General features: G+C 59.6%; 26 protein-coding genes. 14 read left to right on the forward strand and 12 right to left on the reverse strand.

Annotation, left to right across the window (positions count from 1 at the left end; genetic code table 11):
• Nucleotides 1-60 precede the first annotated feature (60 nt).
• The 3 genes from C3F36_RS11060 to C3F36_RS11070 form a co-directional block, all read right to left on the reverse strand.
• Entirely contained in the window at nucleotides 61-567 is a 507-nt protein-coding gene (locus C3F36_RS11060; protein WP_104452054.1) for a DinB family protein, read from the reverse strand.
• Between the two features lie 63 nt (nucleotides 568-630).
• The gene (gene fghA / locus C3F36_RS11065; RefSeq protein ID WP_104452053.1) at nucleotides 631-1,479 is read right to left on the reverse strand and encodes an S-formylglutathione hydrolase; all 849 of its coding nucleotides are present in this window, start codon (nucleotides 1,477-1,479) and stop codon (nucleotides 631-633) included.
• 51 nt (nucleotides 1,480-1,530) lie between these two features.
• Entirely contained in the window at nucleotides 1,531-2,658 is a 1,128-nt protein-coding gene (locus C3F36_RS11070; protein ID WP_010672469.1) for an S-(hydroxymethyl)glutathione dehydrogenase/class III alcohol dehydrogenase, read from the reverse strand.
• 118 nt (nucleotides 2,659-2,776) lie between these two features.
• On the opposite strand from C3F36_RS11070, the gene C3F36_RS11075 reads away from it, so the two are divergent.
• The 4 genes from C3F36_RS11075 (at nucleotide 2,777) to C3F36_RS11090 (ending at nucleotide 6,447) form a co-directional block, all read left to right on the forward strand.
• Entirely contained in the window at nucleotides 2,777-3,682 is a 906-nt protein-coding gene (locus C3F36_RS11075) for a LysR substrate-binding domain-containing protein (protein ID WP_039039541.1), read from the forward strand.
• A 133-nt stretch (nucleotides 3,683-3,815) separates the two neighbouring features.
• A complete protein-coding gene (locus C3F36_RS11080) occupies nucleotides 3,816-4,733 on the forward strand; it encodes an IS5-like element ISAs13 family transposase (RefSeq protein WP_005345606.1) in 918 nt (305 codons plus the stop codon).
• 138 nt (nucleotides 4,734-4,871) lie between these two features.
• A complete protein-coding gene (locus tag C3F36_RS11085) occupies nucleotides 4,872-5,819 on the forward strand; it encodes an IS30-like element ISAs2 family transposase (RefSeq protein ID WP_104454191.1) in 948 nt (315 codons plus the stop codon).
• A 187-nt stretch (nucleotides 5,820-6,006) separates the two neighbouring features.
• Nucleotides 6,007-6,447: a TM2 domain-containing protein gene (locus C3F36_RS11090; RefSeq protein ID WP_033131364.1), complete on the forward strand. Its 441-nt coding sequence runs from the start codon at nucleotides 6,007-6,009 to the stop codon at nucleotides 6,445-6,447.
• Nucleotides 6,448-6,616: 169 nt separating this feature from the next.
• On the opposite strand, the gene C3F36_RS11095 is transcribed toward C3F36_RS11090, so the two are convergent.
• The 4 genes from C3F36_RS11095 to C3F36_RS11110 all read right to left on the reverse strand — a co-directional run bounded on the left by C3F36_RS11095 (nucleotide 6,617) and on the right by C3F36_RS11110 (nucleotide 11,460).
• Nucleotides 6,617-7,582 (reverse strand): ABC transporter permease, encoded by a 966-nt coding sequence (locus tag C3F36_RS11095; RefSeq protein ID WP_010672471.1) that lies wholly within the window; start codon nucleotides 7,580-7,582, stop codon nucleotides 6,617-6,619.
• 2 nt (nucleotides 7,583-7,584) lie between these two features.
• On the reverse strand, nucleotides 7,585-8,703 hold the full coding sequence (locus tag C3F36_RS11100) for an ABC transporter permease (protein ID WP_104455072.1): 1,119 nt from the start codon (nucleotides 8,701-8,703) through the stop codon (nucleotides 7,585-7,587).
• 79 nt (nucleotides 8,704-8,782) lie between these two features.
• The gene (locus C3F36_RS11105) at nucleotides 8,783-10,360 is read right to left on the reverse strand and encodes an ABC transporter ATP-binding protein (protein WP_104456038.1); all 1,578 of its coding nucleotides are present in this window, start codon (nucleotides 10,358-10,360) and stop codon (nucleotides 8,783-8,785) included.
• A 101-nt stretch (nucleotides 10,361-10,461) separates the two neighbouring features.
• The gene (locus C3F36_RS11110) at nucleotides 10,462-11,460 is read right to left on the reverse strand and encodes a BMP family lipoprotein (protein ID WP_041212138.1); all 999 of its coding nucleotides are present in this window, start codon (nucleotides 11,458-11,460) and stop codon (nucleotides 10,462-10,464) included.
• Between the two features lie 567 nt (nucleotides 11,461-12,027).
• Here C3F36_RS11110 and C3F36_RS11115 point away from each other — a divergent pair.
• The 6 genes from C3F36_RS11115 (at nucleotide 12,028) to C3F36_RS23285 (ending at nucleotide 18,889) form a co-directional block, all read left to right on the forward strand.
• Nucleotides 12,028-13,956, forward strand: coding sequence for a hypothetical protein (locus tag C3F36_RS11115; protein ID WP_158656098.1), 1,929 nt, complete (start codon nucleotides 12,028-12,030; stop codon nucleotides 13,954-13,956).
• Nucleotides 13,957-13,960: 4 nt separating this feature from the next.
• A complete protein-coding gene (locus C3F36_RS11120; RefSeq protein WP_158656099.1) occupies nucleotides 13,961-14,422 on the forward strand; it encodes a hypothetical protein in 462 nt (153 codons plus the stop codon).
• A gap of 68 nt (nucleotides 14,423-14,490) precedes the next feature.
• Nucleotides 14,491-16,662, forward strand: coding sequence for a DNA helicase II (uvrD, locus tag C3F36_RS11125; protein ID WP_104455075.1), 2,172 nt, complete (start codon nucleotides 14,491-14,493; stop codon nucleotides 16,660-16,662).
• Nucleotides 16,663-16,842: 180 nt separating this feature from the next.
• On the forward strand, nucleotides 16,843-17,238 hold the full coding sequence (locus C3F36_RS23280) for a hypothetical protein (protein ID WP_158656100.1): 396 nt from the start codon (nucleotides 16,843-16,845) through the stop codon (nucleotides 17,236-17,238).
• Between the two features lie 43 nt (nucleotides 17,239-17,281).
• Nucleotides 17,282-18,229: an IS30-like element ISAs2 family transposase gene (locus C3F36_RS11135; RefSeq protein ID WP_104454191.1), complete on the forward strand. Its 948-nt coding sequence runs from the start codon at nucleotides 17,282-17,284 to the stop codon at nucleotides 18,227-18,229.
• A 75-nt stretch (nucleotides 18,230-18,304) separates the two neighbouring features.
• Entirely contained in the window at nucleotides 18,305-18,889 is a 585-nt protein-coding gene (locus tag C3F36_RS23285) for a hypothetical protein (RefSeq protein WP_158656101.1), read from the forward strand.
• A 29-nt stretch (nucleotides 18,890-18,918) separates the two neighbouring features.
• On the opposite strand, the gene C3F36_RS11140 is transcribed toward C3F36_RS23285, so the two are convergent.
• Nucleotides 18,919-20,193: an IS4-like element ISApu2 family transposase gene (locus C3F36_RS11140; protein ID WP_104455077.1), complete on the reverse strand. Its 1,275-nt coding sequence runs from the start codon at nucleotides 20,191-20,193 to the stop codon at nucleotides 18,919-18,921.
• 156 nt (nucleotides 20,194-20,349) lie between these two features.
• On the opposite strand from C3F36_RS11140, the gene C3F36_RS11145 reads away from it, so the two are divergent.
• Both C3F36_RS11145 and C3F36_RS11150 read left to right on the forward strand, forming a co-directional pair.
• On the forward strand, nucleotides 20,350-20,721 hold the full coding sequence (locus C3F36_RS11145) for a hypothetical protein (RefSeq protein ID WP_004099020.1): 372 nt from the start codon (nucleotides 20,350-20,352) through the stop codon (nucleotides 20,719-20,721).
• A 317-nt stretch (nucleotides 20,722-21,038) separates the two neighbouring features.
• Nucleotides 21,039-22,307 (forward strand): IS4-like element ISApu1 family transposase, encoded by a 1,269-nt coding sequence (locus C3F36_RS11150; protein ID WP_104454921.1) that lies wholly within the window; start codon nucleotides 21,039-21,041, stop codon nucleotides 22,305-22,307.
• 98 nt (nucleotides 22,308-22,405) lie between these two features.
• Here C3F36_RS11150 and C3F36_RS11155 read toward each other — a convergent pair whose 3' ends face one another.
• The 3 genes from C3F36_RS11155 to C3F36_RS11165 all read right to left on the reverse strand — a co-directional run bounded on the left by C3F36_RS11155 (nucleotide 22,406) and on the right by C3F36_RS11165 (nucleotide 25,082).
• Nucleotides 22,406-22,936, reverse strand: coding sequence for an REP-associated tyrosine transposase (locus tag C3F36_RS11155; protein WP_104455078.1), 531 nt, complete (start codon nucleotides 22,934-22,936; stop codon nucleotides 22,406-22,408).
• A gap of 180 nt (nucleotides 22,937-23,116) precedes the next feature.
• Nucleotides 23,117-24,010, reverse strand: a complete 894-nt coding sequence (locus C3F36_RS11160; RefSeq protein ID WP_104455079.1) for a LysR family transcriptional regulator — start codon at nucleotides 24,008-24,010, stop codon at nucleotides 23,117-23,119.
• 286 nt (nucleotides 24,011-24,296) lie between these two features.
• A complete protein-coding gene (locus tag C3F36_RS11165; RefSeq protein WP_104455080.1) occupies nucleotides 24,297-25,082 on the reverse strand; it encodes a hypothetical protein in 786 nt (261 codons plus the stop codon).
• A gap of 237 nt (nucleotides 25,083-25,319) precedes the next feature.
• Here C3F36_RS11165 and C3F36_RS11170 point away from each other — a divergent pair, with 237 nt between their 5' ends.
• A complete protein-coding gene (locus tag C3F36_RS11170; RefSeq protein WP_104455081.1) occupies nucleotides 25,320-25,661 on the forward strand; it encodes an SH3 domain-containing protein in 342 nt (113 codons plus the stop codon).
• Nucleotides 25,662-25,768: 107 nt separating this feature from the next.
• Here C3F36_RS11170 and ydfZ read toward each other — a convergent pair whose 3' ends face one another.
• The gene (ydfZ, locus tag C3F36_RS11175) at nucleotides 25,769-25,966 is read right to left on the reverse strand and encodes a putative selenium delivery protein YdfZ (RefSeq protein ID WP_010672483.1); all 198 of its coding nucleotides are present in this window, start codon (nucleotides 25,964-25,966) and stop codon (nucleotides 25,769-25,771) included.
• A gap of 290 nt (nucleotides 25,967-26,256) precedes the next feature.
• Here ydfZ and C3F36_RS11180 point away from each other — a divergent pair, with 290 nt between their 5' ends.
• A complete protein-coding gene (locus tag C3F36_RS11180) occupies nucleotides 26,257-26,757 on the forward strand; it encodes a DUF1993 domain-containing protein (protein WP_042864615.1) in 501 nt (166 codons plus the stop codon).
• The last annotated feature ends 25 nt before the right edge of the window (nucleotides 26,758-26,782 follow it).

Raw genomic sequence — 26,782 nt, forward strand, 5'->3', positions numbered from 1 at the left:
AACAATGAAAAAGGCCCCTCGGGGCCTTTTTTGCAGGATACGACACTGTTGAGCGACGCCTCACTCGAGGGGGAGTGCGAGGCCCAGATCGGCGTTCAGGCGCATCAGCAGCCACTGCATGCCGGCGAGGTGCTGGTGGTCATGGCTGACGAGCAGGCGCACCAGACCGTCCAGGGTCACCTCCCCATAGCCGCCATAGCGGGCGCGGCGCTGCCAGGCGTCGGACGGCACCTTCTTCAGCCATTCGACGGTCTGCAGGCGGGCGGTGCGAAACCGGTCGAGCTGCCTGGCGGTATCCTGCCGGGGGTAATCATGGTCCAGCGCCAGCTGATAGCCATCGAGGGAGGCGAGTTCCGGCAGGCTTTCCGCCAGGGTGCGACGAAACCGCACCTGATAGCCCAGCACTTCGATGTCCAGCAGGTGGCAGAGGTGCCCCCTGGCACTGAAACGCTCGGAGGGGATCCCGGCCCAGTTGGCGGGTTCCCAGTCCAGACGGTCGGTGGGGACCTGTGCCAGCAGCCGCTCGAACTGGTCCGGCATGGCCAGCAATGTGGTGAAGAGAGGCATCCTTGTCTCCTGTTTCCGGGTGAATGGCCGCCCGCTGACGGGTCGGACACGAGCGGGTCAGCCTCAGGCCGGTTCGCCCAGATGGCGGGCGTGGAAGCGCAGGTGCGCCTCGATGAAGCTCGCCACGAAGTAGTAGCTGTGGTCGTAGCCGGGGTGACGGTTGAGCTCGAGGGGCCAGCCCTTGGTACCGGCCACCTCGGCCAGGGTATCGATGCCGAGCTGCTCCGCCAGGAAGGGGTCGTCCAGCCCCACGTCCACCAGGGTCGGCAGGGGCGGGCTGTCGTGATGGCGCAGCAGCTGGCAGGCATCCCACTCCTGCCACAGCAAGGGGTTGTTGCCGAGGTAGGCGCCGAGCGCCTTTTGGCCCCAGGGGCAGCGGCTCGGGTGGCTGATGGGGCTGAAGGCCGACACGGAGCGGTAGCGACCGGGCTCGCGCAGGGCGGCGATCAGCGCACCGTGGCCCCCCATGGAGTGGCCGCTGATGGCGCGCTTCGTCGAGACCGGGAAGTGGGTCTCGATGAGATCGGGCAGCTCCCGGGTGACGTAATCGTACATCTGGTAGTGGTCGCGCCAGGGGTGCTGGGTGGCGTTGACGTAGAAGCCAGCCCCCATGCCGAGGTCGTAGCCGGGATCGTCCGCCACCCCCTCGCCGCGGGGGCTGGTGTCCGGTGCCACCAGGGCGATGCCGAGCTCGGCGGCGATGCGCTGGGCTCCCGCCTTCTGCATGAAGTTCTCGTCGGTGCAGGTGAGGCCGGAGAGCCAGTAGAGCACGGGCACCTTCTGGCCGGTGAGGGCTCGGGGTGGCAGATAGATGGCGAAGCGCATCTCGCAATCGAGCACATTGGAGCGGTGGCGATACTGCTTGTGCCAGCCGTCGAAGCTCTTGTTGCTGCTGATGATGTCCAGATTCATCGAAGGACTCCTTCCCCCGCCCATGTATCGATGGGCGGGGCGCTCATGGGATCAGTAGTGGATAACGGTGCGGATGCTCTTGCCTTCGTGCATCAGATCGAACGCCTCGTTGATCTGCTCGAGGGGCATGGTGTGGGTGATGAAGTCGTCCAGCTTGAACTCACCCTGCATGTAGCGCTGCACGTAGCTCGGCAGCTCGCTGCGACCGCGCACGCCGCCGAAGGCGCTGCCGCGCCACACCCGGCCGGTGACCAGCTGGAACGGGCGGGTGCTGATCTCCTGGCCCGCACCGGCCACGCCGATGATGACGGATTCGCCCCAGCCCTTGTGGCAGCACTCCAGCGCCGCGCGCATCACCTTGACGTTGCCGATGCACTCGAAGGAGAAGTCGACGCCGCCGTCGGTCATCTCGACGATCACCTCCTGGATAGGCTTGTCGAACGTGTTCGGGTTGATGCAGTCGGTGGCGCCCAGCTTGCGGGCCAGCTCGAACTTGCTCTCGTTGATGTCGATGGCGATGATGCGGCCGGCCTTGGCCAGGCGCGCGCCTATGATGGCGGAGAGGCCGATGCCCCCCAGCCCGAAGATGGCGACGCTCTCACCCTCTTTCACCTTGGCGGTGTTCATCACTGCGCCGATGCCGGTGGTGACGCCGCAGCCCAGCAGACAGACCTCTTCCAGCGGGGCGGCCGGATCCACCTTGGCGATGGAGATTTCGGGCAGTACCGTGTATTCGCTGAAGGTGGAGGTGCCCATGTAGTGGTAGATGGGCTGGCCGTCCTTGGAGAAGCGGGTGGTGCCGTCCGGCATCAGCCCCTTGCCCTGGGTGGCGCGGATCTTCTGGCACAGGTTGGTCTTGCCGGATTTGCAGAACTTGCACTCGCCGCACTCGGGGGTGTAGAGCGGGATCACGTGATCGCCGACCTTGACGCTGGTGACACCCTCGCCGACGGACTCGACGATACCGCCCCCTTCATGGCCCAGGATGCAGGGGAAGACCCCTTCCGGATCTTCACCGGAGAGGGTGAAGGCATCGGTGTGGCAGACGCCGGTCGCGACGATCCGCACCCGCACCTCGCCGGCCTGGGGCGGCATGACCTCGACCTCTTCGATGGAGAGGGGCTGACCCGGTCCCCAGGCGATGGCGGCTTTACACTTGATGCTCTGAACCTGTGCCATGAATGACGTCCTCGTAGTGGTTGGATGAACGGAAATGAGTTCGGAGATCCAGTGTAGTTTCCCGCCGATTTGGTGATAATAACGCTAAGTATCAAATCACTTTTACACACAGGTAATAATGTTCGGCTGGGAAGGGGTCTGTGAATTTGTCAGCGTGGCGGAGCAGGGGGGCTTTACCCCGGCCGCGCGCAAGCTCGGGGTGTCGGTGGCCCAGGTGAGCCGCCAGGTGGCGCAGCTCGAAGACAGGCTGCAGGCCAAGCTGCTGCTGCGCACCACCCGCCAGGTGCGTCTCACCGAACTCGGGGAGATCTATTTTCGCCACTGCCGCCAGCTGCTGGACAACCTCTACGAGGCGGAGCTGGCGGTGGGACGCCATCAGGCGGTGCCCCAGGGCTCCTTGCGCATCACGGCCCCGGTCTCCTACGGCGAGAGCCGCATCGCCCCCCTGGTGAACGACTTCATGGTGCGCTTCCCCCAGTTGGAGGTGACCCTCAACCTCACCAACCAGTTGCTGGATCTGGTGCACGAGGGGTTCGATCTGGCGATCCGCCTCGGCCACCTCAAGGATTCGACCCTGGTGGCCCGCAAGCTGGCGCAGCGGGTACCCTATGTGTGCGCCTCCCCCGCCTACACCGCCCGCCACGGCATGCCCAACAGTCTCTCGGAGCTGGCCCGTCACACCTGCCTGGTGGGCAACGGGGACGAGTGGCACTTCACCCTGAACGGTAAACCCCACAGCGTGCGGGTACGCGGTCTGCTGCAGTGCAACAGCGGCCACGCCCTGCTGGATGCGGCCATCAAGGGGATCGGCATCATCCAGTTGCCGGACTACTACGTGAGCGACCACCTCGCCCGGGGGGAGCTCATCGAGCTGCTGCCGGAGCTGCGGGCCCCCGAGGAGGGGATCTGGGCCCTCTATCCCCACAACCGCCACCTCTCCCCCAAGGTGCGGCTGCTGGTGGACTATCTGGCCGAGCGCCTCAGTGATCCCCACCAACCCGCCCTGGTTCGGCCCATCGGTTGATGGGGGCGATACAGGTATAAGAAAGAGGCTTGAATGGGTTGGTAGGGCGTTGTTGCCCAAATCGATGCAGCTTGAATGGAACTAACTGAGGACTTGGTGATCTGATCACCACCATCTCCTTCAAGTCTGCATCATGAGCACGTCGCTTCACCCCATCACCAACTGGCCTACATACAACAAATCTTTGATTAACCGTGGTTCACTCACCTTCTGGGTTGATGCCGAGGCCATGAACAACTGGTTTCACCACGGCCATCATGGGCGGCGGGGCCGCAGCCAACTATACACTGACCAGACCATCTGCACCTTCCTGATGCTCAAGGGGATTTTCAACCTCACTCTGCGGGCCACCCAGGGACTACTCGACTCCCTGTTCGAGTTGATGAACGTACCGCTTTGTGCCCCCGATTACAGCTGTGTCAGCAAGCGAGCACGCACGGTGGCGGTGGCTTATCGACAGCCCTCTAAGGGGCGCATCACTGACTTGGTTATCGATTCGACGGGCCTGAAGGTATTTGGTGAAGGCGAGTGGAAGGTCAGAAAACACGGCGCCGAGAAGCGGCGAGTGTGGCGCAAGTTGCATCTGGCGGTAGACCCGGTGACCCACGATATCGTGGCGGCGGAAGTCTCGCTGGAAAATGTCCATGATGCCGAGGTGTTGCCGACCTTGCTCAACCCACTGCGGCGCAAGCTGGGACGTGTTTATGCGGATGGCGCCTATGACAGCAAAGCCAGCCATCAGCTAATCTCGCGCAAAGGGGCGACAGCCTGTATCCCGCCTCGCAAGAACGCTGGGCTATGGGAAAAAGGACATCCAAGAAATGAGGCTGTGCTGGTGATGCGCAAGGAAGGGCTGGCGCACTGGAAGAAGATATCGGGGTATCACCGTCGCTCGCTGGCGGAAACGGCGATGTATCGGTTCAAGCAGTTGCTGGCGGGGAGAATCAGTCTGCGTAACTACAATGGCCAAGTGGGAGAAGTCATGGCGTATGTCAGTGCCATAAACAAACTGAATACCCTTGGTCTGCCTGTCAGAAAGCCCCGAGTGTAACGGTCACTTGGGGCTGGGGCAGTTGTGGCTTGACGGGAATTCAGATAATAAGTGCGACACTCATGGATGAATGGCGAGAGGTGGCCAACTGCTGATTGGTGGTACCCTTCTGCTCGCCAAAGTAAAAGCAGTATCACCATGAGCTATCAGCAGTTGACCGAGGGGCAACGATACCAGTTATCGGTGCTTCGCGCACAGGGGATGTCCATCCTTGCCACCGCACGCGCCATTGGCGTTCATCGCTCCACCCTCTACCGGGAGCTGCGTCGTAACGCCGGGCCGCAGGGCTACCAGCCAGACAATGCGCATCAGCACGCCACCCACCGACGGGCCAGTGCGGCCAAATCTCGGCTATCTGCCGATGTCATCCAGTTTGTCGAGCTGACACTCGCCTGGTGGTGGAGCCCGGAGCAGATAAGCGCGGTGGGCAAGCAGATAGGCCTCATGGTGAGTCACGAGTGGATATACCGCCATGTGGCCGCCGACAAAGCCCGGGGTGGCCAGTTGTACCGCCATCTGCGCCAGGGCCACAAGCGCTACCGCAAGGGGGCGAGCAGCCTGCGTTCTCCCATCAAGGAAGCCCGCTCTATTGATGAACGGCCGGCTATCGTCGATAGCCGGGAGCGGCTCGGTGATTGGGAGGCGGACACGGTGCTGGGCAAGCAAGGCACAGGTGCACTGGTCACCCTGGTGGAGCGCAAGAGCCGGCTCTATCTGGTCAAGCGGGTCGCGAGTAAACAGGCTGGGGTGGTGCGGGATGCGATAATCGAGATGTTAACGCCCTACATCGAGCAGGTGCATACCATCACCTTTGACAACGGCGGCGAGTTTGCCGAACACAAGGCGATAGAGGAAGCGCTGGGTGCCGAGACTTACTTTGCGCACCCTTACTCTTCGTGGGAGCGCGGTCTGAACGAGAACAGCAATGGGCTGTTGAGGCAGTTTATCCCAAAGGGAACAGACCTGAGAGAGGTCACGGACGAGGATGTCAGGAGAGCGGAGCAGTGGCTCAACCTACGACCTCGGAAATGTCTCGGATTCAGGCAGCCTGTCAAGGTATTCGAAGAGTACTGTCAGGCGGCATAGGCGAGTGTCGCACTTCGAAGTTGAATTCGCGTGATGGTTGATTTGGGAAACAGCGCCGGTTGGTAGAATACAAGTATTCATAAATGAATTTTTGTTTCAAATGAGCTTTTGTTGTTGTAGCCTGTCAAACGCAATAGACCTGCTCATACCGGGTCTTTATCCTCTTATTGCTAAAGGACAGATAATAATGAAAGGCACGGTTATTGATTTTAATGAATCAGCTCGTACTGGTTTGATTTCTGGGGATGATAGTAATAGATATCAGTTTGACATTATTGAATGGAAAGGGAATCAGCTCCCGAAGAGTGGCTTGAAAGTTGATTTTTCTATTGAAGGCGAGCATGCAAAAGCCATCTATGCCATAGCCTCTAATGCTGGTTCTTCCAAGAAGGTCGCAGCTGCGCTGTTTGCATTTTTCCTGGGCGCTTTCGGTGCTCACAAGTTCTACCTGGGTTACACCAAACAAGGTGTGATCATGCTGCTGATATTTCTGCTTGGTTTCATTCTGCTTGGTTTGCCGTCGGTTGTTATCGGGATCATTGCCTTCATCGAATTTGTTGTTTATATCTCCAAGTCAGATGAAGAATTTGAGCAGACCTATATTATCAATAAGAAAGTATGGTTCTAGCCGATAAATTACCCGGCTAATTACAGGTTTATTGATATGTTGTGCTGATGAAGGAATAACCCGTTCTTTGACAAGGCCGGGTTATTTTTCTATTCAGCCAAGAACATCCTGGATATCTCAAAGAAAAGGCCCGCATGTGCGGGCCTTTTGCATGGCATGAAGGGCGGGGCTATTCCCGCTCCTTGACGTAGGGGGTGCCGAGGGCCTTGGGGGCCACCGCCTTGCCGATGAAACCGGCCAGCAGGAAGACCGTCAGGATGTAGGGCAGCGCCTCGATGGCCTGCACTGGGATCGGGAAATCGCCGATGCTGACCCCTTGCAGCCGGATGGCGACCGCGTCGAGGAAGCCGAACAGCAGACAGGCCGCCATGGCGTTCCAGGGGCGCCACTTGCCGAACACCAGGGCCGCCAGCGCCATGAAGCCCTTGCCCGCGCTCATGTTGGGGATGAACTGGGCGGTCTGGGCCACCGCCAGATAGGTGCCCCCGATCCCCGCCAGCAGGCCACCGATGATGAGGGCTGTGTAGCGCATCCGCACCACGGAGATACCGGCGGTGTCGACCGCCGCCGGTGCCTCGCCCACCGCCCGCAGCCGCAGGCCGAAGCGGGTGCGGAACAGCACCCACCAGGCCAGGGGCACGGCGGCGAACGCCACATACTCCAGCAGGGAGTGACCGCTCAAGAGCTCGCTGTAGAGCTGGCCGATGACGGGTACGTCATAGAGCTCCTTGGCATAGGGCAGGTCGATGGGGGCGAAGCGCGCCGCACCGGAGAGCGCCGGGGTCTGGCCCCCCTGATCGAACCAGTAGCGCCCCAGGGTCACGGTGAGACCGGCCGCCAGGATGTTGATGGCCATGCCGCTCACCACCTGATCACCCCGGTGGGTGATGGTGGCGAAGCCGTGCAGCAGGGCGAACAGGATAGAGATCCCCACCCCGACCCCCAGCCCAATCCAGGCGGAACCGGTGACGGCGGCGGCCGCCGCACTGGCGAAGGCGGAGGCCAGCAGCTTGCCCTCCAGGGCGATGTTGACCACCCCGGAGCGTTCACAAAACATCCCGGCCATGGCCGCCAGGATGAGCGGCGGCGCGGTACGAATGGTCGCGTCCAGCATCAGGATCAGCATTTCGAACATGATCAGGCTCCTTTCACTTGGGCGACCGGGCGGTTGGCAAAGGCCAGATAGGCCTGCTCGATGCGCGGGCGCAGCATGTGCTCCAGGGCGCCGCAGAACAGGATCACCAGACCCTGCAGCACCACGACGATGTTGCGGTCCACCCCGAACTCGAAGCTGAGCTCGGCGCCGCCCTGGTAGAGGAAGCCGAACAGCAGGCTGGCGATGATGACGCCGACCGGGTGGTTGCGGCCCATCAGGGCCACCGCGATGCCGGTGAAGCCGAAGCCTTCCACGAAGTTGAGCTTGATCTGGTGCAGCTCACCCTGCAGCACGTTGAGGGCGAAGAAGCCCGCCAGCATGCCGGAGATCACCATGGCCAGGATCACCACCTTGGGGTAGGAGATGCCCGCATAGGCGGAGGCACTCTGGCTTGCGCCCACGGAGCGGATCTCGTAGCCCCAGCGGGTATGCCAGATGAAGACCCACACCAGGGCCGCACAGATCAGCGCCCAGAAGAAGCTGATGTTGAGGGGGCTGTTGGGCATGGCGATGCCGAAACCGGCCGCCAGCTCGCTCATCTTCGGCAGCCAGCTCGCCACGGCGAACACCTTGCTCTCGGTGGCCATGGATCCTGGCGGCTTGAAGACGTCGACCAAGAGGTAGGCCATCAGGGAGGCGGCGATGAAGTTGAACATGATGGTGGTGATGACGATGTGGCTGCCCCGCTTGGCTTGCAGCCAGGCCGGGATGAAGGCCCAGGCCGCGCCGAACAGGCCGCCGGCGATGATGGCGAGCGGCAGCAGCAGGGCGAACGGCAGTACGTCCCCGAGCAGCAGACAGACCAGACCGACCCCGAGGCCGCCGATATAGGCCTGCCCTTCACCGCCGATGTTGAACAGGCCGGCGTGGAAGGCCACCGCCACCGCCAGACCGGTGAAGATGAAACCGGTGGCGTAATAGAGGGTGAAGCCTATCCCCTCGCCGGTGCCGAAGGCGCCGTACCACATGATTTCGGCTGCCTCGATGGGACTGATGTCGAGGTAATAGAACAGGATGGCCGACACCAGGAAGGCCAGCAGGATATTGACTGCGGGCAGCACGCCCACGGATATCCAGGCAGGAACACGTGCTTGGCTCATGAATGGGCCTCCTTGATATCGTCGGGGACTGGTGTGTTGACCATCATCAGGCCGAATCCGTTACAAGTGGTTGTGACCTTCATGATGTGGCTCCTTGTGATTGGCTTGCCGCCACGTCGTCAGGAACTATGTTCGCCATCATCAGGCCGATGGTGCGTTCATCCGCCCTGGCGCCGTCCAGCTCGCCGACGATGCGGCCATCGGCGATGACCAGAATGCGGTCGGAGAGGCTCATGATCTCGTCCAGCTCCACCGACACCAGCAGCACCGCCTTGCCCTTGTCGCGCATGGCGATGATCTGCTGGTGGATGTACTCGATGGCGCCGATGTCGACGCCCCGGGTCGGCTGGCCGACCAGCAGCACATCCGGGTCCTGCTCCACTTCCCGGGCGATCACCAGCTTCTGCTGGTTGCCGCCGGAGAAGTTGGCGGTCTTGTGCTCCGGGCTCGGCGGGCGCACGTCCCACTTCTCCATCTTGGCCTGGCAATCCTGGCGGATCGCCTCCTTGTCCTGCAGCCAGCCCTTGTTGTACTGGGCACGGCGGTGATAACCGAGGATGAAGGCCTCTTTCGCCTCGAAGCGGTTGATGAGCCCCATCTTGTGCCTGTCTTCCGGGATGTGGCCGAGGCCGAAGTTGCGCACCTGCTCCGGGTCGGCCGGGTGGCTCTGGCTCACCTCGTGGCGCTGCGCCCCGGCGATGGTGAAGCCGCCCTTGCTGGGCTTGAGGATGCCGCCGAGCATGCTGAGCAGCTCGGACTGGCCGTTGCCGGAGACCCCGGCGATGCCGACTACTTCCCCCGCCCGCACTTCGAAGCTGACGGATTTGACCCGTTCCACCCCGGCGTCATCGACGTAAGAGAGGCCCTCGACCTTGAGCTTGGCCTCGCCCGGCTGGGCGGTGCCCTTGTCGACCTTGAGGCGCACCTTGCGGCCCACCATCAGCTCGGCGAGCTGCTCCTTGTCGGTGTCTTTGGTGGCGACATGGGCCACCATTTCACCCCGGCGCATGATGGAGACCTGATCCGTGATGGCCAGGATCTCCCGCAGCTTGTGGGTGATGAGGATGACGGTCGCCCCCTGATCCCGCAGCTTTTTCAGCACCTCGAACAGGTGATCCGCCTCTTGCGGGGTCAGCACCCCGGTGGGCTCGTCGAGGATCAGGATGCGGGCACCGCGATAGAGCGCCTTGAGGATCTCGACCCGCTGTTGCAGGCCCACCGGCAGATCCTCGACCTTCTCGTGCAGCGGCACCTCGAGACCATAGTCCCGTGCCAGCTCGCCCAGCAGCTTCTCGGCGGCCGCCAGGCTCTTGCCCAGGTGCCAGCCGTTCTCGGCGCCGAGGATGACGTTTTCCAATACGGTAAAGTTGTTCACCAGCATGAAGTGCTGGTGCACCATGCCCACCCCGGCGGCAATCGCATCTTGGGAGCCATGGGGTTTGAACGGATTCCCGTCGATCAGCATCTCGCCTCTGTCGGCGTGGTAGAAACCGTAAATGATGCTCATCAGGGTCGACTTGCCGGCGCCATTTTCGCCGACGATGCCGTGAATGCTGCCTTTACGAACCTGAAGGTCGATCTGCTTGTTGGCGTACACGTCGCCGAACCGCTTATCGATACCCCTTAATTCGATGGCATAGCGATCTGTCTGGTCCATGATGCAGTCCTTGCGGGTCATGAAGTAGAGACTAAAAACCGGCCCGTGCGGGCCGGTCATCACTGGTTGAGAGTCGTAGCAGTGACTCGGTATTTGCAGGATCAGTACTTACAGGAGTTGTCGCTCATGTAGTCGTGCACCTTGATCTTGCCGGCGATGATGTCGGCCTTGATGCTCTCGACCTTGGCTTTCATTTCCGGGGTGATCAGCTTGGCGTTGTTCTCGTCCAGCGCCCAGTCAACCCCGCCTTCGGCCAGACCCAGGGACTGGATGCCCGGCTTCCAGCTGCCCTTGGCGGCGTCATCCCAGCTCTTGTACGCGGCCAGACCCACGGACTTGACCATGGAGGTCAGCATGGTGCCCGGTTGCAGGTGGTTCTGGTTGGAATCCACACCGATGGCCAGCTTGCCTTCGTCCTTGGCAGCCTGATAGACACCGATACCGGTGCCACCGGCAGCGGCATAGACCACATCGGCGCCCTTGGCGAACTGGGACTTGGCCAGTTCTGCACCCTTGGCCGGGTCGGCGAAGGCTGCCGGGGTGGAGCCGGTCATGTTCTGATAGACGTCGATCTTCGGATTGATGTACTTGGCGCCCTGCTCATAGCCGCACTGGAACTTGCGGATCAGCGGGATGTCCATGCCGCCCACGAAGCCGACCTTGCCGGTCTTGGAGGCGATGGCCGCCAGGGCACCCACCAGGAAGGAACCTTCATGCTCCTTGAAGATGAGGGACTGGACGTTCGGCTTGTCGACCACCATGTCGATGATGGTGAACTGGGTGTTCGGGAACTCGGTGGCCACTTTCTCTACCGCGGAACCCATGTTGAAGCCGACGGCGACGATGGGGCCGTTGCCACGGCTGGCCAGACGACGCAGGCCCTGCTCGCGCTGGGCTTCGTTCTGGGGTTCGAACTCCTTGACCTTGACGCCTTTGTCCTTGTTGTAGACTTCGACGCCGTTGCGGAACACGGCTTCGTTGAAGGACTTGTCGAATTTGCCTGCGGTGTCATAGATGACGGCGGGCTCGGAGGCTGCCTGGGCGGACAGGGCAGCGAGGGTGAGGGCGGCCACGGTGGCCAGCTTGAGCACTTTAGTCACGATCGTATCCTTGATTGTTATGTGAGGGTCCACAACCTGTCTTGGCAGGTCATAAAGCACGCTGGCTAACTGTAAGTGAGCCAGCCCGTTGGTCAAGGGGATCATAGAGGAAAAACGTTTGCGTTAACGGTTTGAAATATAAGCAAATTGCCTTATAAGTTTTTGTTTTATGGTGTTTTTGCAGAATTAAATTCCGGGATTAATAGGGCTCGATCGACATTTGTGTTTGGATTCATGACGTTAGGCGCAACCGTTTTCCTCCCCTGATGAAAAAACTGGCTTCCATCGGCACCAGCCCTGCGGCCTCATCGACGCCACGTTGGCGGGCGGGCTGGCTGATCGCCAGGAGATCCGCCCCGGGTGTGACAGCCCAAGATGGGTGGCTATTTCCCCTCCCAGGGCCGTCGTCTGTGGCCGTTTTTCCTGCTCGTTCGGGGCCTGCGTGATGGCAAGCACGTTCATATGGAAATGTATTGGTGTTTGTCATATGGGTACGCTAGGTTATACCCGGGTTAACTTGGCCCCCGGGATGGGGGCGTATTTTTTACATTTGTTCGGGTGATAAAAATGAAAAAGAACGTGCTGAGTATGGCAGTGGCTTGTGTGTTGTCCGGTGTCATGTTGACCGCTTGCGGGGGCGGTGGTGACGATAACGGTGGCGGCAGCAATGGTGGCAACAATGGCGGTGGCACCGACACCGGCAGCAAGCCTCTTCACACTGCCGTCTTCCTGGATTCCGTCGTGGGTGGCCTCGACTATCGGTGCAACGATTACACCGGTGTCACCAATGCCAAGGGTGAATTCCTGTTTGATGATGGCGACACCTGCGAATTCGCATTGGGTAACCAACGCCTGGGGGCGGTGACCCTCAAGGCGGGCAACTCGCTGGTGACCCCTTACACCCTGGCGGGTGACGACAAGGAGAAAGCGATCCGCATTGCGGCATTGCTGCAGACGCTCGACAGCGACAGCAATCCGGAGAACGGCATCACCCTCGACAAGGCGCAGGTCGCGCAACTGGGGATCGTCGAACTGGGTAGCGATGACGCCTTCAACACCTCCCTGGTCGAGGCGCTGAAAACAGCGGGCCTCACCAAGGCCGTCGTCTCTCTGGCTGCGGCGAAAGCCCACCTCTCTGCCACCCTGGCTGGCGTCAATGGCCGCTCCGTGGCGGTCGACAAGGTGCTGAGCGATCTGCAGGGACTGACCGATCTGAAAAACCTGGACGTCGAGAGCAAGTTCAAGGAGTACAAGGAGACCCTGCAGGCCGAGACCGGTGAGAGCGGCAAGGCCGATCGCCAGATCGTGCTGGCCATGCTGACCATGCTGGAGGTGACCAACAACCCCGTGGTGGCTGAACGCCTGGCCTTCACCTCGTCCGCCATTGGCAGTGGTTACAGCACCAGCCTGGCCAAGGTGATGGATGTCATCATCCATACCCCCGGCACCGCCTCCGTGGCGCTCAAAGGTGGCAAGGGATATACCCGTGACGTGGCCAAGCTGATGGGCGCCTATGCCGACAGCCTGGAAAACGTCGCGGCTGCCCTGGCCGATATCCAGGATCCGGATTACAGCGCCACCTATGGCGATGACGATACCGTCACCCTCAACCTCGACGGTGCCAAGGCCCTGCGGGCTTCGGCGATGGCGATGGCATCGGCCCTCAACATCGCCGCCTCCTACCAGTACGGTCCGGACAGCGCCTATGTCACCCAGCAGGAAGAAGTGACCTTGCCGCGTATGCACATCAAGGACACCTGGGGCATGCAGCCGACCACCACCTATGAAGAGAGCAGCAGCACCTTCGAGACCCAGTTCAGTCAGCAGGAAATCGAGCCGGATGCGCTGGTGGCGCACGCCGATTTCTTCCGTTTGACCGACGATGCCAAAGCACGGTTGGCCAAGGCCAAGTCGCAGTTGAAGGATGCGGTGAGCCTCGCTCTGACCATCGATCAGAGCAAGCTGGACGAGTCGTTGACCCAGGATGAGATCGAGGCCAATGCCGCGACTCTCAAGGAGCTGGCGAACCACTTTGCAGGCACTGTGCCCACTATCCAGTGGGAAAGCGTCGAGACCCGATACGTCAATACCGGCATGGGCTGGCAGCCTCAAGAGGTGGGGGTGAAGTACAACATCAATGTGCTGCCGTTCTTCGATGAGATGCTGGATCGCAGTGACATGACCATCAAGGTGACCGGCGGCTGTGATGGCGCCGTGGGGGCGCGGGATGCCGAGCTGTCCAAGGCCATGGGAGAGCCCATGTGTCTCATCACGAGTGACGAGTTCAAGGCACTTGCCCAGAGCGATCGCGGCGCACTGAAGTACATCGGCTGGATGCAGGAAGATCAGGAGAGCCACACCGCCATCTATGCCAAGGGGGTGGGTTATGACTGGTCAACCCAGATGACGCCGGTGGCCGGGTCGACCTTTGACAAGGTATTCGTCTCCTGTACCGACCTGGATGACAACAAGGTCAGCTGTGCCGATCAGCTGTAAACCAGTGGGAGCGCTCCTGACGGGGGCGCTCCTGTTGTGGATGCCGGTGGCACAGGCTGCCGGCATGCTGACGCGCTACACCGATTATCGGGAGCGTGTCTTCGATCGTCAGGGTCAGTTGCAATATCAATTGACCACCCACGAATACTTGCAGCGGATGCCCAGCGGGCGTCCGTCATTGTCCAGTCTGTTTGCGTTGCGAGAGATGCAACGAGCATCACTGCAGCTCAAGCAGGGCACCTTGATGGTGAATGACGTCATCGTGCGCTTCGAGCATGGGCATTATCAGGACGGCATGTTGATGATGGGGAACACGGAAGTGACCCTGCCTGAGGGCCGCATGCTGGCCGCTTCACTGCGATTTGATCCCGTCCAGCAGGTGCTGGATGCCCCCCGCGCCCGGTTGCTCAGCTTTTCCGGTGAGGTACTGGGCCAATACCGGGACTATCACCGCCCCCTTCGTTGATCCTGCCGGTTGGTCTCTGGCGGCTCAGGTCGTATAATCCCCGCCTGTATAAATAAACAGGAGTGGTGATGGACGTTTCAACCCTGCTCGACGGGCTCAATGACAAGCAAAGAGACGCGGTGGCGGCCCCCCGTTGCAACCTGCTGGTGCTGGCCGGTGCCGGTTCGGGCAAGACCCGGGTGCTGGTGCACCGTATCGCCTGGCTGATGCAGGTGGAACGCTGTTCACCCTTCTCCATCATCGCGGTGACCTTTACCAACAAGGCGGCGGCCGAGATGCGCGGCCGGGTCGAGAAGGTGATCGGCGACGGCGTGCGCGGCATGTGGATCGGCACCTTCCACGGCATCGCCCACCGCCTGCTGCGGGCCCACCATCTGGATGCGGGGCTGCCACAGGATTTCCAGATCCTCGACTCCGACGACCAGTACCGCCTCATTCGCCGGGTGCTCAAGGCCCTCAACCTCGACGAGAAGCACTGGGCCCCGCGCGCCGTGATGGGCTACATCAACGGCAAGAAAGACGAGGGGCTGCGCCCCGGCGACATCGACCTCTACGGCGACCCCGTCACCCGCACCTATCAGCAGATCTACAAGACCTATCAGGAGACCTGCGATCGCTCCGGGCTGGTGGACTTCGCAGAACTCCTGCTGCGCGCCCACGAGCTGTGGCTGAACAAGCCCCACATCCTCGAGCACTACCGCGACCGCTTCCAGAACATCCTGGTGGACGAGTTCCAGGACACCAACGGCATCCAGTACGCCTGGCTGCGGATGCTGGCCGGCGACACCGGCAAGGTGATGATCGTCGGCGACGATGACCAGTCCATCTACGGCTGGCGCGGCGCCAAGATAGAGAATATCCAGCGCTTCCTGACCGACTATCAGGGCGCTGAGACCATTCGCCTCGAGCAGAACTACCGCTCCACCGCCAACATCCTGAAAGCCGCCAACAGCGTCATCGCCAACAACGCCGAGCGCCTCGGCAAGGAGCTGTGGACCGAGGGGGCCGAGGGGGAGCCGATCTCCCTTTACGCCGCCTTCAACGAGGTGGACGAGGCCCGCTTCGTGGTGGGTCGCCTCAAGGATTGGAAAGAGAAGGGGGGTCTGCTCGCCGACTGCGCCATCCTCTATCGCTCCAACGCCCAGTCGCGGGTGCTGGAAGAGGCACTGATGCAGGACGCCATGCCGTATCGCATCTACGGCGGCCTGCGCTTCTTCGAGCGCCAGGAAATCAAGGACGCCATGGCCTACCTGCGTCTTATCAACAACCGTGGCGACGACGCCAGCTTCGAGCGGGTGGTCAACACCCCGACCCGGGGCATCGGCGATCGCACCCTCGAGATCTTGCGCAATAACGCTCGCGATCAGGGCCAGAACCTCTGGCAGTCCGCCAAGACCTTGCTCAATGACAAGGTGCTGACCGGCCGTGCCGGCAACGCGGTGCGCGGCTTTGTGGATCTGATCGACGCGCTGGAGGAACAGGTTTCCCTGCTGCCCCTGCACCAGCAGGCGGACATCGTCATCCAGCACTCCGGCCTCAAGGCGATGTATCTGGCGGAAAAAGGCGAGAAATCCCAGGCGCGGGTAGAGAACCTGGACGAACTGGTCACCGCTTGCCGTCAGTACCAGCGCCCGGATGAGCTGGAAGACATGAGCGATCTCTCCGCCTTCCTCGCCCATGCAGCGCTGGAGTCCGGCGAGAATCAGGCGGACGAATACGCCGACGCGGTGCAACTGATGACATTGCACAGCGCCAAGGGGCTGGAATATCCCCTGGTGCTGCTGGTCGGTGTGGAAGAGGGCATGTTCCCCAGCCAGCAATCCACCGAGGAGTCGGGGCGGCTGGAGGAAGAGCGCCGCCTCTGTTACGTGGGCATGACCCGCGCCATGGAGAAGCTCTACATCTGTTATGCCGAGAGCCGCCGTATCTATGGCCGCGAGATGTTCCACAAGCCGAGCCGCTTTATCCGCGAGATGCCCGCGGAGTGTCTGGAAGAGATCCGGCTGCGCACCCAGGTCAGCCGCCCCACCCAGTACGGCCGCTTTAGCCAGAACGAGGTGCAGCAGAGCTTCGACGCCAGCGGCATCAAGCTCGGCCAGCGGGTGCTCCACCCGAAATTCGGGGAAGGGATCGTGCTGAACTTCGAAGGGGTCGGCCAGCAGAGCCGGGTGCAGATCCAGTTCGACGACGTCGGCGCCAAGTGGCTGGTGACGGCTTATGCGAGATTGGAGGCGCTCTGATTATTCCTGCCTTTTGACCCAACCAACCCGGCTTAGGCCGGGTTGGTTTTTATATTACCTATCGCGACAACTGTAGATACGCGATCGTCCGAATACGCTTCGCTATTCGAACCTACGAGACTGGCATCAGGTTACAACAAGTGTTATTAATACATTCACGTTAATTACCAGAAAATGCTCATGAATAACATTTTCTTTTTAGGTTTTATACCCAAGCCATATGTTTGGGTTGTAGTAGATGCTAATGAACATTGGTATGATTTTAATGCTAGAAACAATAAGTCTCTTTTTATAAGGGAGGTGGTTTTTGCTGCTGAAGGGAAAGAGCTCTCTATAAAAGTAACAAGACCAGGCATGGTTTGGATATCAAGCAAAACAAAGAGATTAACAACAAACCAAGAGGATGACTATTTTAAAACTGTTGAGTTGCGAAAAGATTTAATTAAGATCGCTAATGTCTATAACTATCTACTAGCTTTGACATCCAAGGAGTACACTTCAGGCTTTACTACTTCGGGAATTCAGATAATAAGTGCGACACTCATGGATGAATGGCGAGAGGTGGCCAACTGCTGATTGGTGGTACCCTTCTGCTCGCCAAAGTAAAAGCAGTATCACCATGAGCTATCAGCAGTTGACCGAGGGGCAACGATACCAGTTATCGGTGCTTCGCGCACAGGGGATGTCCATCCTTGCCACCGCACGCGCCATTGGCGTTCATCGCTCCACCCTCTACCGGGAGCTGCGTCGTAACGCCGGGCCGCAGGGCTACCAGCCAGACAATGCGCATCAGCACGCCACCCACCGACGGGCCAGTGCGGCCAAATCTCGGCTATCTGCCGATGTCATCCAGTTTGTCGAGCTGACACTCGCCTGGTGGTGGAGCCCGGAGCAGATAAGCGCGGTGGGCAAGCAGATAGGCCTCATGGTGAGTCACGAGTGGATATACCGCCATGTGGCCGCCGACAAAGCCCGGGGTGGCCAGTTGTACCGCCATCTGCGCCAGGGCCACAAGCGCTACCGCAAGGGGGCGAGCAGCCTGCGTTCTCCCATCAAGGAAGCCCGCTCTATTGATGAACGGCCGGCTATCGTCGATAGCCGGGAGCGGCTCGGTGATTGGGAGGCGGACACGGTGCTGGGCAAGCAAGGCACAGGTGCACTGGTCACCCTGGTGGAGCGCAAGAGCCGGCTCTATCTGGTCAAGCGGGTCGCGAGCAAACAGGCTGGGGTGGTGCGGGATGCGATAATCGAGATGTTAACGCCCTACATCGAGCAGGTGCATACCATCACCTTTGACAACGGCGGCGAGTTTGCCGAACACAAGGCGATAGAGGAAGCGCTGGGTGCCGAGACTTACTTTGCGCACCCTTACTCTTCGTGGGAGCGCGGTCTGAACGAGAACAGCAATGGGCTGTTGAGGCAGTTTATCCCAAAGGGAACAGACCTGAGAGAGGTCACGGACGAGGATGTCAGGAGAGCGGAGCAGTGGCTCAACCTACGACCTCGGAAATGTCTCGGATTCAGGCAGCCTGTCAAGGTATTCGAAGAGTACTGTCAGGCGGCATAGGCGAGTGTCGCACTTCGAAGTTGAATTCGCGCTTCAATTGTCCCAATAGAAATCACACTTCATGAAACCATGTGCATGAAATTCTTCGGTGAAAGCGGTCAAAACCTCGATGAACCAACAACATTCATCCCGACATGCCCTAATGTAACCTCAGCTATGAATCTTGAGTTCAAAGAATTAGAAAGTCGAGATGGCCAAATTTATATTGATGCATACAAAAAGGCTTTTGATGTTTTAGAACGTTTAGATGAGAAGGGAATTGAATGCTTAAACACTCTATCAAAATCTGAAAGCGAGTATTTAAATAGTGACTACAGCACCTCATTAATTCTCTCTTGGTTTATCATAGAGCATATCATACTTGATATTTTCTTAAGAGAAGCAAATGGCAGCATGAATAAAAATGGGAACTCACCGAAGTTCGATGACATGCTATCAAAAGTGCAAAGCACTGCTAACTATCGTGAGTATTCATCTGTTATTACATTGATAACGCAAGCTAAGAATGCACGTAATGGTTTTGCTCATCGAAATGAGAAAGTAGATAAGGATTCAGCAGAAAAGTCCTTGAATGCAGCATTCGCTTTAGCTTCCTACAAATTAAAGATCGATTTGAAGCACAGTATTTATGTACCCCAGATTCTTTCTTACGGTAGGTAGGACCGTAGGTTCGATTCATGTACAGAACCTTAAGCGGCAAGCGAATTAATAATACCGTCTAACGTGTTGTTTTGCTTGGATTTTCTCTGCCTACTCTTTTTGCCGTTTTTGGATAAATACACCATTGCCCACTCCAACTTCTCTGTTATTTCCTGCCACGCACCATGGATGATGCTCGCCAATATCGGCATTAACCAAAGCGCGCTGTTTTTGGCAATCTTCAGCATCGATAACTCCGCGCTGCCAATCAGCGTCAGCGCCAGCCGACGTTTGACCAGCAAGGCCAGCAAACTAGCCCAGATCAAGCCTTCCGCTATCGCTTTTTGTCGTGTCGCGAACGCCTTCAACCGGTTATGTGATTTCAGCTCTTTGAACAACAGTTCGATCTGCCAACGGCAACGATACAATGCCATCACCTTCTCGGCTGGCCATCGCTCACGCGGAAGATTGGTCATCCATATACAGAACCGTTTTTCCTCTGCAAACCAACGTCTTATGAGTCGATATTTATACTTTCCCGAACTCACATCCAGATCCAGAACCTCGGCTCTGCAGCTTCTCCGATCGATATCCTTGAGCTTTTTTCCGAGTAACTTGGGCATTTCCCTGCCGTCCTGTCGGTAAGCTGCCTGTACTTTGGGATTGAGATTTTGACTCCCTCTGACCAGATAGCTTCCTTTGGCTTTGGTCACATCAGCAAAGTACTCGCGGCTGATGTAACCGGCATCCGCCAATAACAGTTTGTTATTTAACGAATTTGCGGCCGGAAGATGCTTGCGCTCCGATTCGGTATCCGCCGTGATACTCATCGATATCGGCGACTGGTCCAGCAAGGACATGGTCATATGACACTCTACCGCAGCGGGGCTGTGCTTATTGAATCGGCCCGGGAAATGTTCTGCCAATTGCGGATGTAACGCGAATGACGACCCGTCCTGCAGCAGTACCTGCTCAAAGCCTGCCAGTCCGTGGGCGTCCGGTAGACACTCCTTGAGGCGTAAGGCGATGGCTCGTTCAACCAGTGCGCGCATGAACAAGGGAAAACCCTGCTTGCGTAACTGGTTGTGAAAGGGTTTATACGCTATTTGGTCAGTATCATGGAGCTGCAACGCATTGAAATGGCGATGCAAACCAGCAATACCATCCACCTTGTCGCAACCAAGCCTTGAGAGCAGAGCCGGGAGTAGTCTCGCAGGCTGGATATCCCGGAGTCGCTGACAAAAACCGGTAAATTTACCGATCCGGTTGAGTTCAGAAGAGCTAAGAAGTTGCTTGAGGTACTGGGTTGCATTGATAATAGTCATGGCTTCGGGCGTGTCGGTTTTTTTTTGCGATTAAATCAGATCACAAACGAAGCCTTTTTTCTATCTATTTCAATTGGTTGTAGCTAAAGATCCTGTACATGACAGGTCACTGCAGCGGCCAAACTGTTGCCACATCTCAGTTCAGGAGGAAACGCAATGACTCAGGAAAGGATCCAGACCCGCTACCCACTCGGCGGCCCCTTCGCCACCCAGGCTGAGCTGGAGCAGGCCATCACCCAGGCCATAACGACCCACAGACAAGATTTCTTCCCTCTGCTGGAACGGCTGGTGGACGTGGGGGACACCCGGGTCAACCTCAGTCAGGAGAACCCGCTGCGGGTGCTCAGCATCGAACTCGCTGACGGCCGTGAAGGAGTGGCCCATATCAACTACGAGTCCAACTTCGCCGAGAGCTGCCTGATTATCAACGAATACGACCAGCACCAGACCAGCCTGGCCTTTCGCCTCGACGGGGATGCACTTATCTTCGACGTCGAACTGCCGATCGCGTGGAATTTCAATAACTGAAGATTCAGCGGTGTAATGCCGCCTGGTTGCTACACCCGGTCAGCCAGCTCCCCTCACCCTAACCCTCTCCCAAAGGGAGAGGGGATCAGCCCGTGCCAACCTCCAGCCGTGGTAGTCACTCCATACTCTGCTGTTATTTCAGGCGCCTGTAATCTTCCCCATATGGCTGTCATCTGAATAGCAATATCCAGCATATAGCCACCATAACCCTCACTCATGTACAGGATCTTTAGCGGCAACCAATTGAAATAGATATAAAAAAGGCTTCGTTTGTGATCTGATTTTATCGCCAAACAAAATCAACACGCGCGAAGCCTATGACTATTATCAACGCTAATTACTATCTGGAGCAACTCTTGGCTCCCGCCGCACTCGAGCGCATTGCTCGGCTCTGCAAGTTTTGTCTGCGTCAGCGTGCCATTACCCCAGCCATGCTCGTACCTGCACTGCTGCGGGCCATGGGAGGCGACCAGGTCAATGACATTGCCGGTTTACACCGCCATTTCAATGCCTTGCAACTGGTAAACACCCATCAGGTTTCTTACAAACCGTTTCACAATCAGCTGCGCAAAGAGAGCTTTGCCCTGTTTATGAAAGCCCTGGTCGAGCGGGCCATCGCCTTGCGTATCGACCATCAACTCAAAGCAGCCTCCCTCGGCGCGTTCAAGCAGGTGTTACTGCACGATGGCACCTCCTTTGCGGTGCATCGGCGCCTTGCTGCTGATTTTCCCGGCCGGTTCAAGACCATCAGTCCGGCAGCTATCGAGTGCCATATGACCATGTCACTGTCGGAGCAGAGCCCGTTGTGCATGAGTGTGTCTGCCGATACCGCAGGGGAACGGCAATTTCTGCCTGAAGCCCACTCGCTGACCAACTGCCTGCTGCTGGCTGACGCAGGTTACATTGACAGGGCTTGGTTTGAGCAGGTGAACGACGCTGGCGGATTTTATCTGGTGCGCGGCACGAAAAGCCTGAACCCCAAGATAATCCAAGCCTGGCGCGGTGATGGACGGGAAGTACCCAAGCTGGCGGGACTATCTCTGAGAGAGGCCGGACGGCGACGCTGTCGGGCCGAGGTACTGGATATGGTGGTGAAGTCCGGCCAGGTCGAGTACCGGTTGATCCGGCGCTGGTTTGCTGAGGAAAAGCGGTTCTGTCTGTGGATGACGAACCTACCGCGAGCAGCATGGTCAGCAGAGCAGGTGATGAGCCTGTATCGCTGCCGTTGGCAGGTGGAGTTGTTATTTAAAGAGTGGAAATCGCACAACCGGCTCAAGGGGTTTGTGACGGGCGAGAAAGCGATTGCCGAGGGGTTGGTGTGGACGAGCCTGCTGTCGCTGGTGATGAAGAGACGGGTCGCGCAGAGTGTGATGAGTGGGGCGCTATCGATGCTGAAAGCGTCGAAGAACAGTGCGACGTGGTGGCTACCGCTATTGGAAGCAGTGGCCCATAGGGCGCTGACAGAAATAAGGGAAAGATTGGAATGGGCTGCCGATTATTTGGCCAAGAACGCCTGCCGAACCAAGCAGAGAAAGTCGATACAGAACAGGACCTTGGAAGGCGTTTTAAATGGACTCGCCGCTTAAGGTCCTGTACATGAGGTTCGATTAGCGAAGCGTAATCGGACGATCGCGTAAGACGTTCGCGTAATCGGACGTCCACAAAGGCATAACCCTTGAGGGGTCTACTCCAATCCTCCCAGCACCCCATCCACCGACCCGCACCAATCTGGCGGATAGATGCCGCTCGCCACATAACGATGGAAGGTGGAATACGGCCAATCGGCCACCCGTGATACATGACCATGTTTTAGCGGGTTGATATGGATGTAATCCATATGGCGGCGGTAATCCCGCTCATCCCGGATCAGGTGTTCCCAATAATGGCGTTGCCAGATGCCCCGCTCCCCGTGGCGCAACCGGGTCTGGCTGCGGCGCTCGGTCACCGGCAAGGCGCGGGAGAAGTGGCTTTTGATCAGCCGCCAACGCAGGGGGAAATCGGTGTCCCCTTCCGGCAGAGAGAGGATGCAGTGGAGATGGTCGGGCAGCACCACCCAGGCGTGAATGGCGAAGGGGTGAGCCTGCTGCACCTTGGCAACGCTATGGCGCAGCAGGTCGATCTGCTCCACCAGCAACCGGTTGTTGCGCCGCTCCAGCAGGTTGACGGTAAAGAACCAGGTTCCTCCGGGCCACCATGCCCGCCGCCAGTTGGCCATCCTTTTCACCTCGCTGAGACCGAAAAACCAAGCATAGCCTTGCCGCTATATAACCAATCACGCGAACGTCCGATTCCGCGAACGTCCGATGACGCTTCGCTAATCGAACCTACACGCCGCATATGATGGGTTATCGGTATCGTGGCCGAGAGGCACAAACCCCAGGCTCGCCTGTCGGGCTCACCGCAACTGAAACGCCTTGACGATAAACTCGATAAAGAGACGCACGTTGCGGGACTGCTCCTTGTGGAAGGGGTAGACGGCGAAGAGGGCGTGGGGGTCGGGTTGCCAGTCGGGGAGCAGTTTGACCAGGGTGCCGTCCGACAGGTCGTTCGACACGAATTCATCCGGTACCAGGATCACCCCGAGCCCCTGCACCGCCGCCTGTTTCAGGGCGATGCCGTTGTTGGCGCAGAAGCTGGCGGGGGGCAGCTCCACCGCCACGCTCTCCGCGTCCCGGGTGAAGAACCACTTGTTGGGGGAGGAGGAAAGGCTGTAGCGCAGGCAGTTGTGGCCCTTGAGATCCGCCGGGTGGGCGGGCTGGCCCGCCTCCTTCAGGTAATCGGGGGCGGCGCAGAGCACCCGCGGTACCTCGCACAGGGGTTTGGCGCGCAGGGTGGAGTCCTCCAGGGTGCCAGCCCCCCGGATCACCACGTCCAGCCCCTGGTCTATCAGATCCATGTAGGTGTCGCTCAGGATCACCTCGATGCCGATTTCCGGGTAGCGGCGCTGGAATTCGCAGACGAGGGGGTTGAGGCGGATCAGCCCGTAGGACATGGGCATGCCGATCCTCAGCCTGCCCCTGGGGGTGAAGGAGGCGGCCATGATGGACTGGTCGGCGGCCTCCAGGCTGTCCAGCACGGCGCATATCTGGCCGTAATAGGCCATGCCCGATTCGGTGACGCTCAGCCGCCTTGTGGTGCGGTTGATCAGCGCAATGCCGAGATAGGCCTCCAGCTCGTTGATGTTCTTGCTGACCGCCGCCTGGGAGAGGTGCAGGTCGTCCGCCGCCGCCCTGAAGGTGCCCATTTCCACCACCCGGCGAAAGACGTTCAGCGCCGTGATCTTGTTCATCCTGCCCCCGTTAATTCACTACTGGTAAATGATGGCGCCATCATTGCGCACTTTCATCACAATAGTGCGGTTCCCCGGGGTGTCCACCCCCCATCCCCCCCAGACAGAGAGCTGCCCGTGGCAGACCGGCCCGGATCATGGCCCTCCGGGCGTGGCGGGCCCGGCAGAGACGCAGACGAAAGAGAGGCGATGGGCCCAGGGCTCCCCGGCCCCGAGGTGGCAGGCATAGCAGGCATAAAAGCAGGCGGCAGGGCCCGGGCCCCGCCGCCAGATGGCACGCACCGGCTTACTGTACCTTGCCGGGGGCGGGGGGCAGGGTGATGCCGACATCGGCCCAGGGGTTGGTGCCAAGCAACTGGGCGTGGGGCACGTCGGCCTGGTAGCGCATGGTGAACGCTTTGGGCCCGTGGGCGAAGGCCACCAGCAGCCCCTGTTTTGCATCCATCAACCCGGCGTGCATGCCGAGCCCGTGATAGCTGATCCGCACGGCCTTGTCCTCAAGGCCCACCTTGTCTATCTGGAAGCGGGCGATGCTGCCGTCTTTGAGGGTAAAGCCCCAGCGGAACGGGCCGCCGCTGACCACCGTCATCACCTCGTCGATGTCGGTGCCGTCCTCGGCGGAGTTGACGTGCATGCGGCCATATTTGCCGAGCACGGCGCTGCGGGTGCGCTCGTCCAGCGCCATCAGGTCATAGACCTTGGGGTAGGGGCCGACACCGGTCTCCTCGGTGGCGACGCCGCCCCCTTGCACTGCGGGCTCGCGCCCTGCGAGCCTGGCCTGCTCCAGCAGCTCCCCCTGACTCAGGTTGAAGGCCGCAATCAGGGCGCCGTGCTCCGCTTTGGTCAACGCGCGGCGGTGGGAGGCGGCGAGCAGCGGCCTGGCGGCCTCGGGAATGTCGACGGTGACCACGTTGACGCCGATGGGGTTGAGCGCGTTGTTGACCGCCTCGACCCCGGTCACGGCGGGGCGGCCATCGCTGAACTGCACCGAGACAAGGTCACCGGCGAAGGTGTTGAAAGAGAAGGCCGAGGCGAGGGTGCCGGCCAGCAACGGGATAGGGGTGAGTTTCATACAAGACTCCTCGTTAAGGTTCGAGAAGCAGTCTAGGGCGGCGATGTGTTCACTGAAATGACACTCGGATGATATGAAAATTCACTGACAGTAATGAATCGTGGGGGTCAGGGTCGTCGGCCCGCCCCGGGTGAGATCGCCCTCTGCCAGAGGGTGTGAGCCCGGTTGACGCAACGGGGCCCTGCTTGTGGTATGACTCTGGACGTTACTCATCAGAACCTGTCGGAGGACGAGACAATGCTGGCGTTGATCACCACGGCGCACCACACCTGCTACCCCAATCCCATCGCCTTTCGGGCCGGAGAGCGGGTGCGCATCGGCCACGAGGACGACGAGTTCCCGGGCTGGGTGCGCACCTTTACCGCAGACGGCAACGAGGGGTGGGCGCCCCTGTCCCTGCTGACCCCGATCGGCACGGAGGAGGCGCAGGCGCGCCAGGACTATACCGCCCGGGAGCTGGACGTGGCGGCGGGGGAGCGGGTACGGGTGGAGCGGGAGCTGGCAGGCTGGCTCTGGGTTCACAACGAAGCGGGGCAATCAGGCTGGATACCGGCCAGCTGCATCGCCTCGCCCTCATAAGGTGGCAGCGGCTCGGAGAAGGAGTCGAGAGCGGAGAGAGAAACCCGGCCAGCGACATGGCGCGGCGGCCGGGTGAATTGTAAAGAGTAGGGTGACGGAAAACGGGATCAGCCTAGTCTAATCAACTCGATGGGGGCGTAGCGCTCCTGGCTGTTCGTCAGCAGCACGCACTTCTCATGTTCCGCCTCATAGGGGGTCAGATTGTCGGTGTGCGCCTCCTTGAGGGTGTCGACCGCGCCGGTGGCGGCAATCATCACCCGTTGGCCCAGGGTCAGCACATTGCGGTTTCGATCGTAGATCTTCATGGCATTCTCCTTGTGGGATGGGTGCCCCGGCCCGTGCCGGGGCAACGGGCTCCAGACTACGCCCCTCGAAAAACGAGATGTCTGTCACAGATCAAAAAAAGGGGAAAGAGGGACTCGGTGCGGCGACGGGGTATGGCGCGCTGGCCTCGCAGCCCGCCGGTGATCGCCACTGCCTGTCGCAGGGCAAGGAGGACGCCCTCGCTTTTCATCCCCTCGGGCTCGAACTGCAAGGGGGATGCGCTATAGTGGAGCCGCTCGTTTTACTGCCTTCAACCAACCGAGAGTGCATTATGAATCGTGAAATCGCCGCCCAGTTCATCAAGATGCTGACCAACCTGGACCAGTGTCTGGCCAAGGCCGAGGCCCACGCCGAGGCAAAGAAATTCAACGTGGACAACTTCTTCAATGAGCGCCTCATCGTCGACATGCTGCCCCTGAGCAAGCAGGTGCTGATCTGTTGTGACAGCGCCCGCGCCGTGGTGGCCACCGCCAGCCTGAGCGAGCCGCCGGTGCTGGGGGATGATCCCAAGACCATGGCGGATCTGCGCGCCCACGTGGCCAAGACCATCGCCTACCTGCAAGGCAAGCTGGACGCCGATTTCAGCCAGTATGCGAGCGGCCACTACTACCCCTACTGGGCCGGTGGCAAGGGGATGGACGGCCATAGCTGCGTCCACGAGTACGGCATCCCGAACTTCTACTTCCACCTCACCATGACCTATGCCCTGCTGCGCCAGGCCGGGGTGGATCTGGGCAAGCGGGATTACCTGGGCGGTCTGAACCTGCAATAAGCCGCGCTTCAGCGACGACAAAGCC

The organism is Aeromonas sp. ASNIH2 (genome assembly GCF_002934795.1).
GTDB lineage: Bacteria > Pseudomonadota > Gammaproteobacteria > Enterobacterales > Aeromonadaceae > Aeromonas > Aeromonas caviae.

Coding starts and splice junctions, on each gene's coding strand:
- ydfZ (WP_010672483.1), bottom strand. CDS start 25,966: ATGAAGATCTACGATCGAAACCGCAATGTGCTGACCCTGGGCCAACGG.
- C3F36_RS11170 (WP_104455081.1), top strand. CDS start 25,320: ATGCTGGCGTTGATCACCACGGCGCACCACACCTGCTACCCCAATCCC.
- C3F36_RS11100 (WP_104455072.1), bottom strand. CDS start 8,703: ATGAGCCAAGCACGTGTTCCTGCCTGGATATCCGTGGGCGTGCTGCCC.
- C3F36_RS11155 (WP_104455078.1), bottom strand. CDS start 22,936: ATGGCCAACTGGCGGCGGGCATGGTGGCCCGGAGGAACCTGGTTCTTT.
- C3F36_RS11165 (WP_104455080.1), bottom strand. CDS start 25,082: ATGAAACTCACCCCTATCCCGTTGCTGGCCGGCACCCTCGCCTCGGCC.
- C3F36_RS11075 (WP_039039541.1), top strand. CDS start 2,777: ATGTTCGGCTGGGAAGGGGTCTGTGAATTTGTCAGCGTGGCGGAGCAG.
- C3F36_RS11135 (WP_104454191.1), top strand. CDS start 17,282: ATGAGCTATCAGCAGTTGACCGAGGGGCAACGATACCAGTTATCGGTG.
- C3F36_RS11060 (WP_104452054.1), bottom strand. CDS start 567: ATGCCTCTCTTCACCACATTGCTGGCCATGCCGGACCAGTTCGAGCGG.
- C3F36_RS23285 (WP_158656101.1), top strand. CDS start 18,305: ATGAAATTCTTCGGTGAAAGCGGTCAAAACCTCGATGAACCAACAACA.
- C3F36_RS11145 (WP_004099020.1), top strand. CDS start 20,350: ATGACTCAGGAAAGGATCCAGACCCGCTACCCACTCGGCGGCCCCTTC.
- C3F36_RS11070 (WP_010672469.1), bottom strand. CDS start 2,658: ATGGCACAGGTTCAGAGCATCAAGTGTAAAGCCGCCATCGCCTGGGGA.
- C3F36_RS11085 (WP_104454191.1), top strand. CDS start 4,872: ATGAGCTATCAGCAGTTGACCGAGGGGCAACGATACCAGTTATCGGTG.
- C3F36_RS11160 (WP_104455079.1), bottom strand. CDS start 24,010: ATGAACAAGATCACGGCGCTGAACGTCTTTCGCCGGGTGGTGGAAATG.
- C3F36_RS11090 (WP_033131364.1), top strand. CDS start 6,007: ATGAAAGGCACGGTTATTGATTTTAATGAATCAGCTCGTACTGGTTTG.
- C3F36_RS11115 (WP_158656098.1), top strand. CDS start 12,028: ATGAAAAAGAACGTGCTGAGTATGGCAGTGGCTTGTGTGTTGTCCGGT.
- C3F36_RS11105 (WP_104456038.1), bottom strand. CDS start 10,360: ATGGACCAGACAGATCGCTATGCCATCGAATTAAGGGGTATCGATAAG.
- C3F36_RS11080 (WP_005345606.1), top strand. CDS start 3,816: ATGAGCACGTCGCTTCACCCCATCACCAACTGGCCTACATACAACAAA.
- C3F36_RS11140 (WP_104455077.1), bottom strand. CDS start 20,193: ATGACTATTATCAATGCAACCCAGTACCTCAAGCAACTTCTTAGCTCT.
- C3F36_RS11150 (WP_104454921.1), top strand. CDS start 21,039: ATGACTATTATCAACGCTAATTACTATCTGGAGCAACTCTTGGCTCCC.
- C3F36_RS11180 (WP_042864615.1), top strand. CDS start 26,257: ATGAATCGTGAAATCGCCGCCCAGTTCATCAAGATGCTGACCAACCTG.
- C3F36_RS11095 (WP_010672471.1), bottom strand. CDS start 7,582: ATGTTCGAAATGCTGATCCTGATGCTGGACGCGACCATTCGTACCGCG.
- C3F36_RS23280 (WP_158656100.1), top strand. CDS start 16,843: ATGAATAACATTTTCTTTTTAGGTTTTATACCCAAGCCATATGTTTGG.
- fghA (WP_104452053.1), bottom strand. CDS start 1,479: ATGAATCTGGACATCATCAGCAGCAACAAGAGCTTCGACGGCTGGCAC.
- uvrD (WP_104455075.1), top strand. CDS start 14,491: ATGGACGTTTCAACCCTGCTCGACGGGCTCAATGACAAGCAAAGAGAC.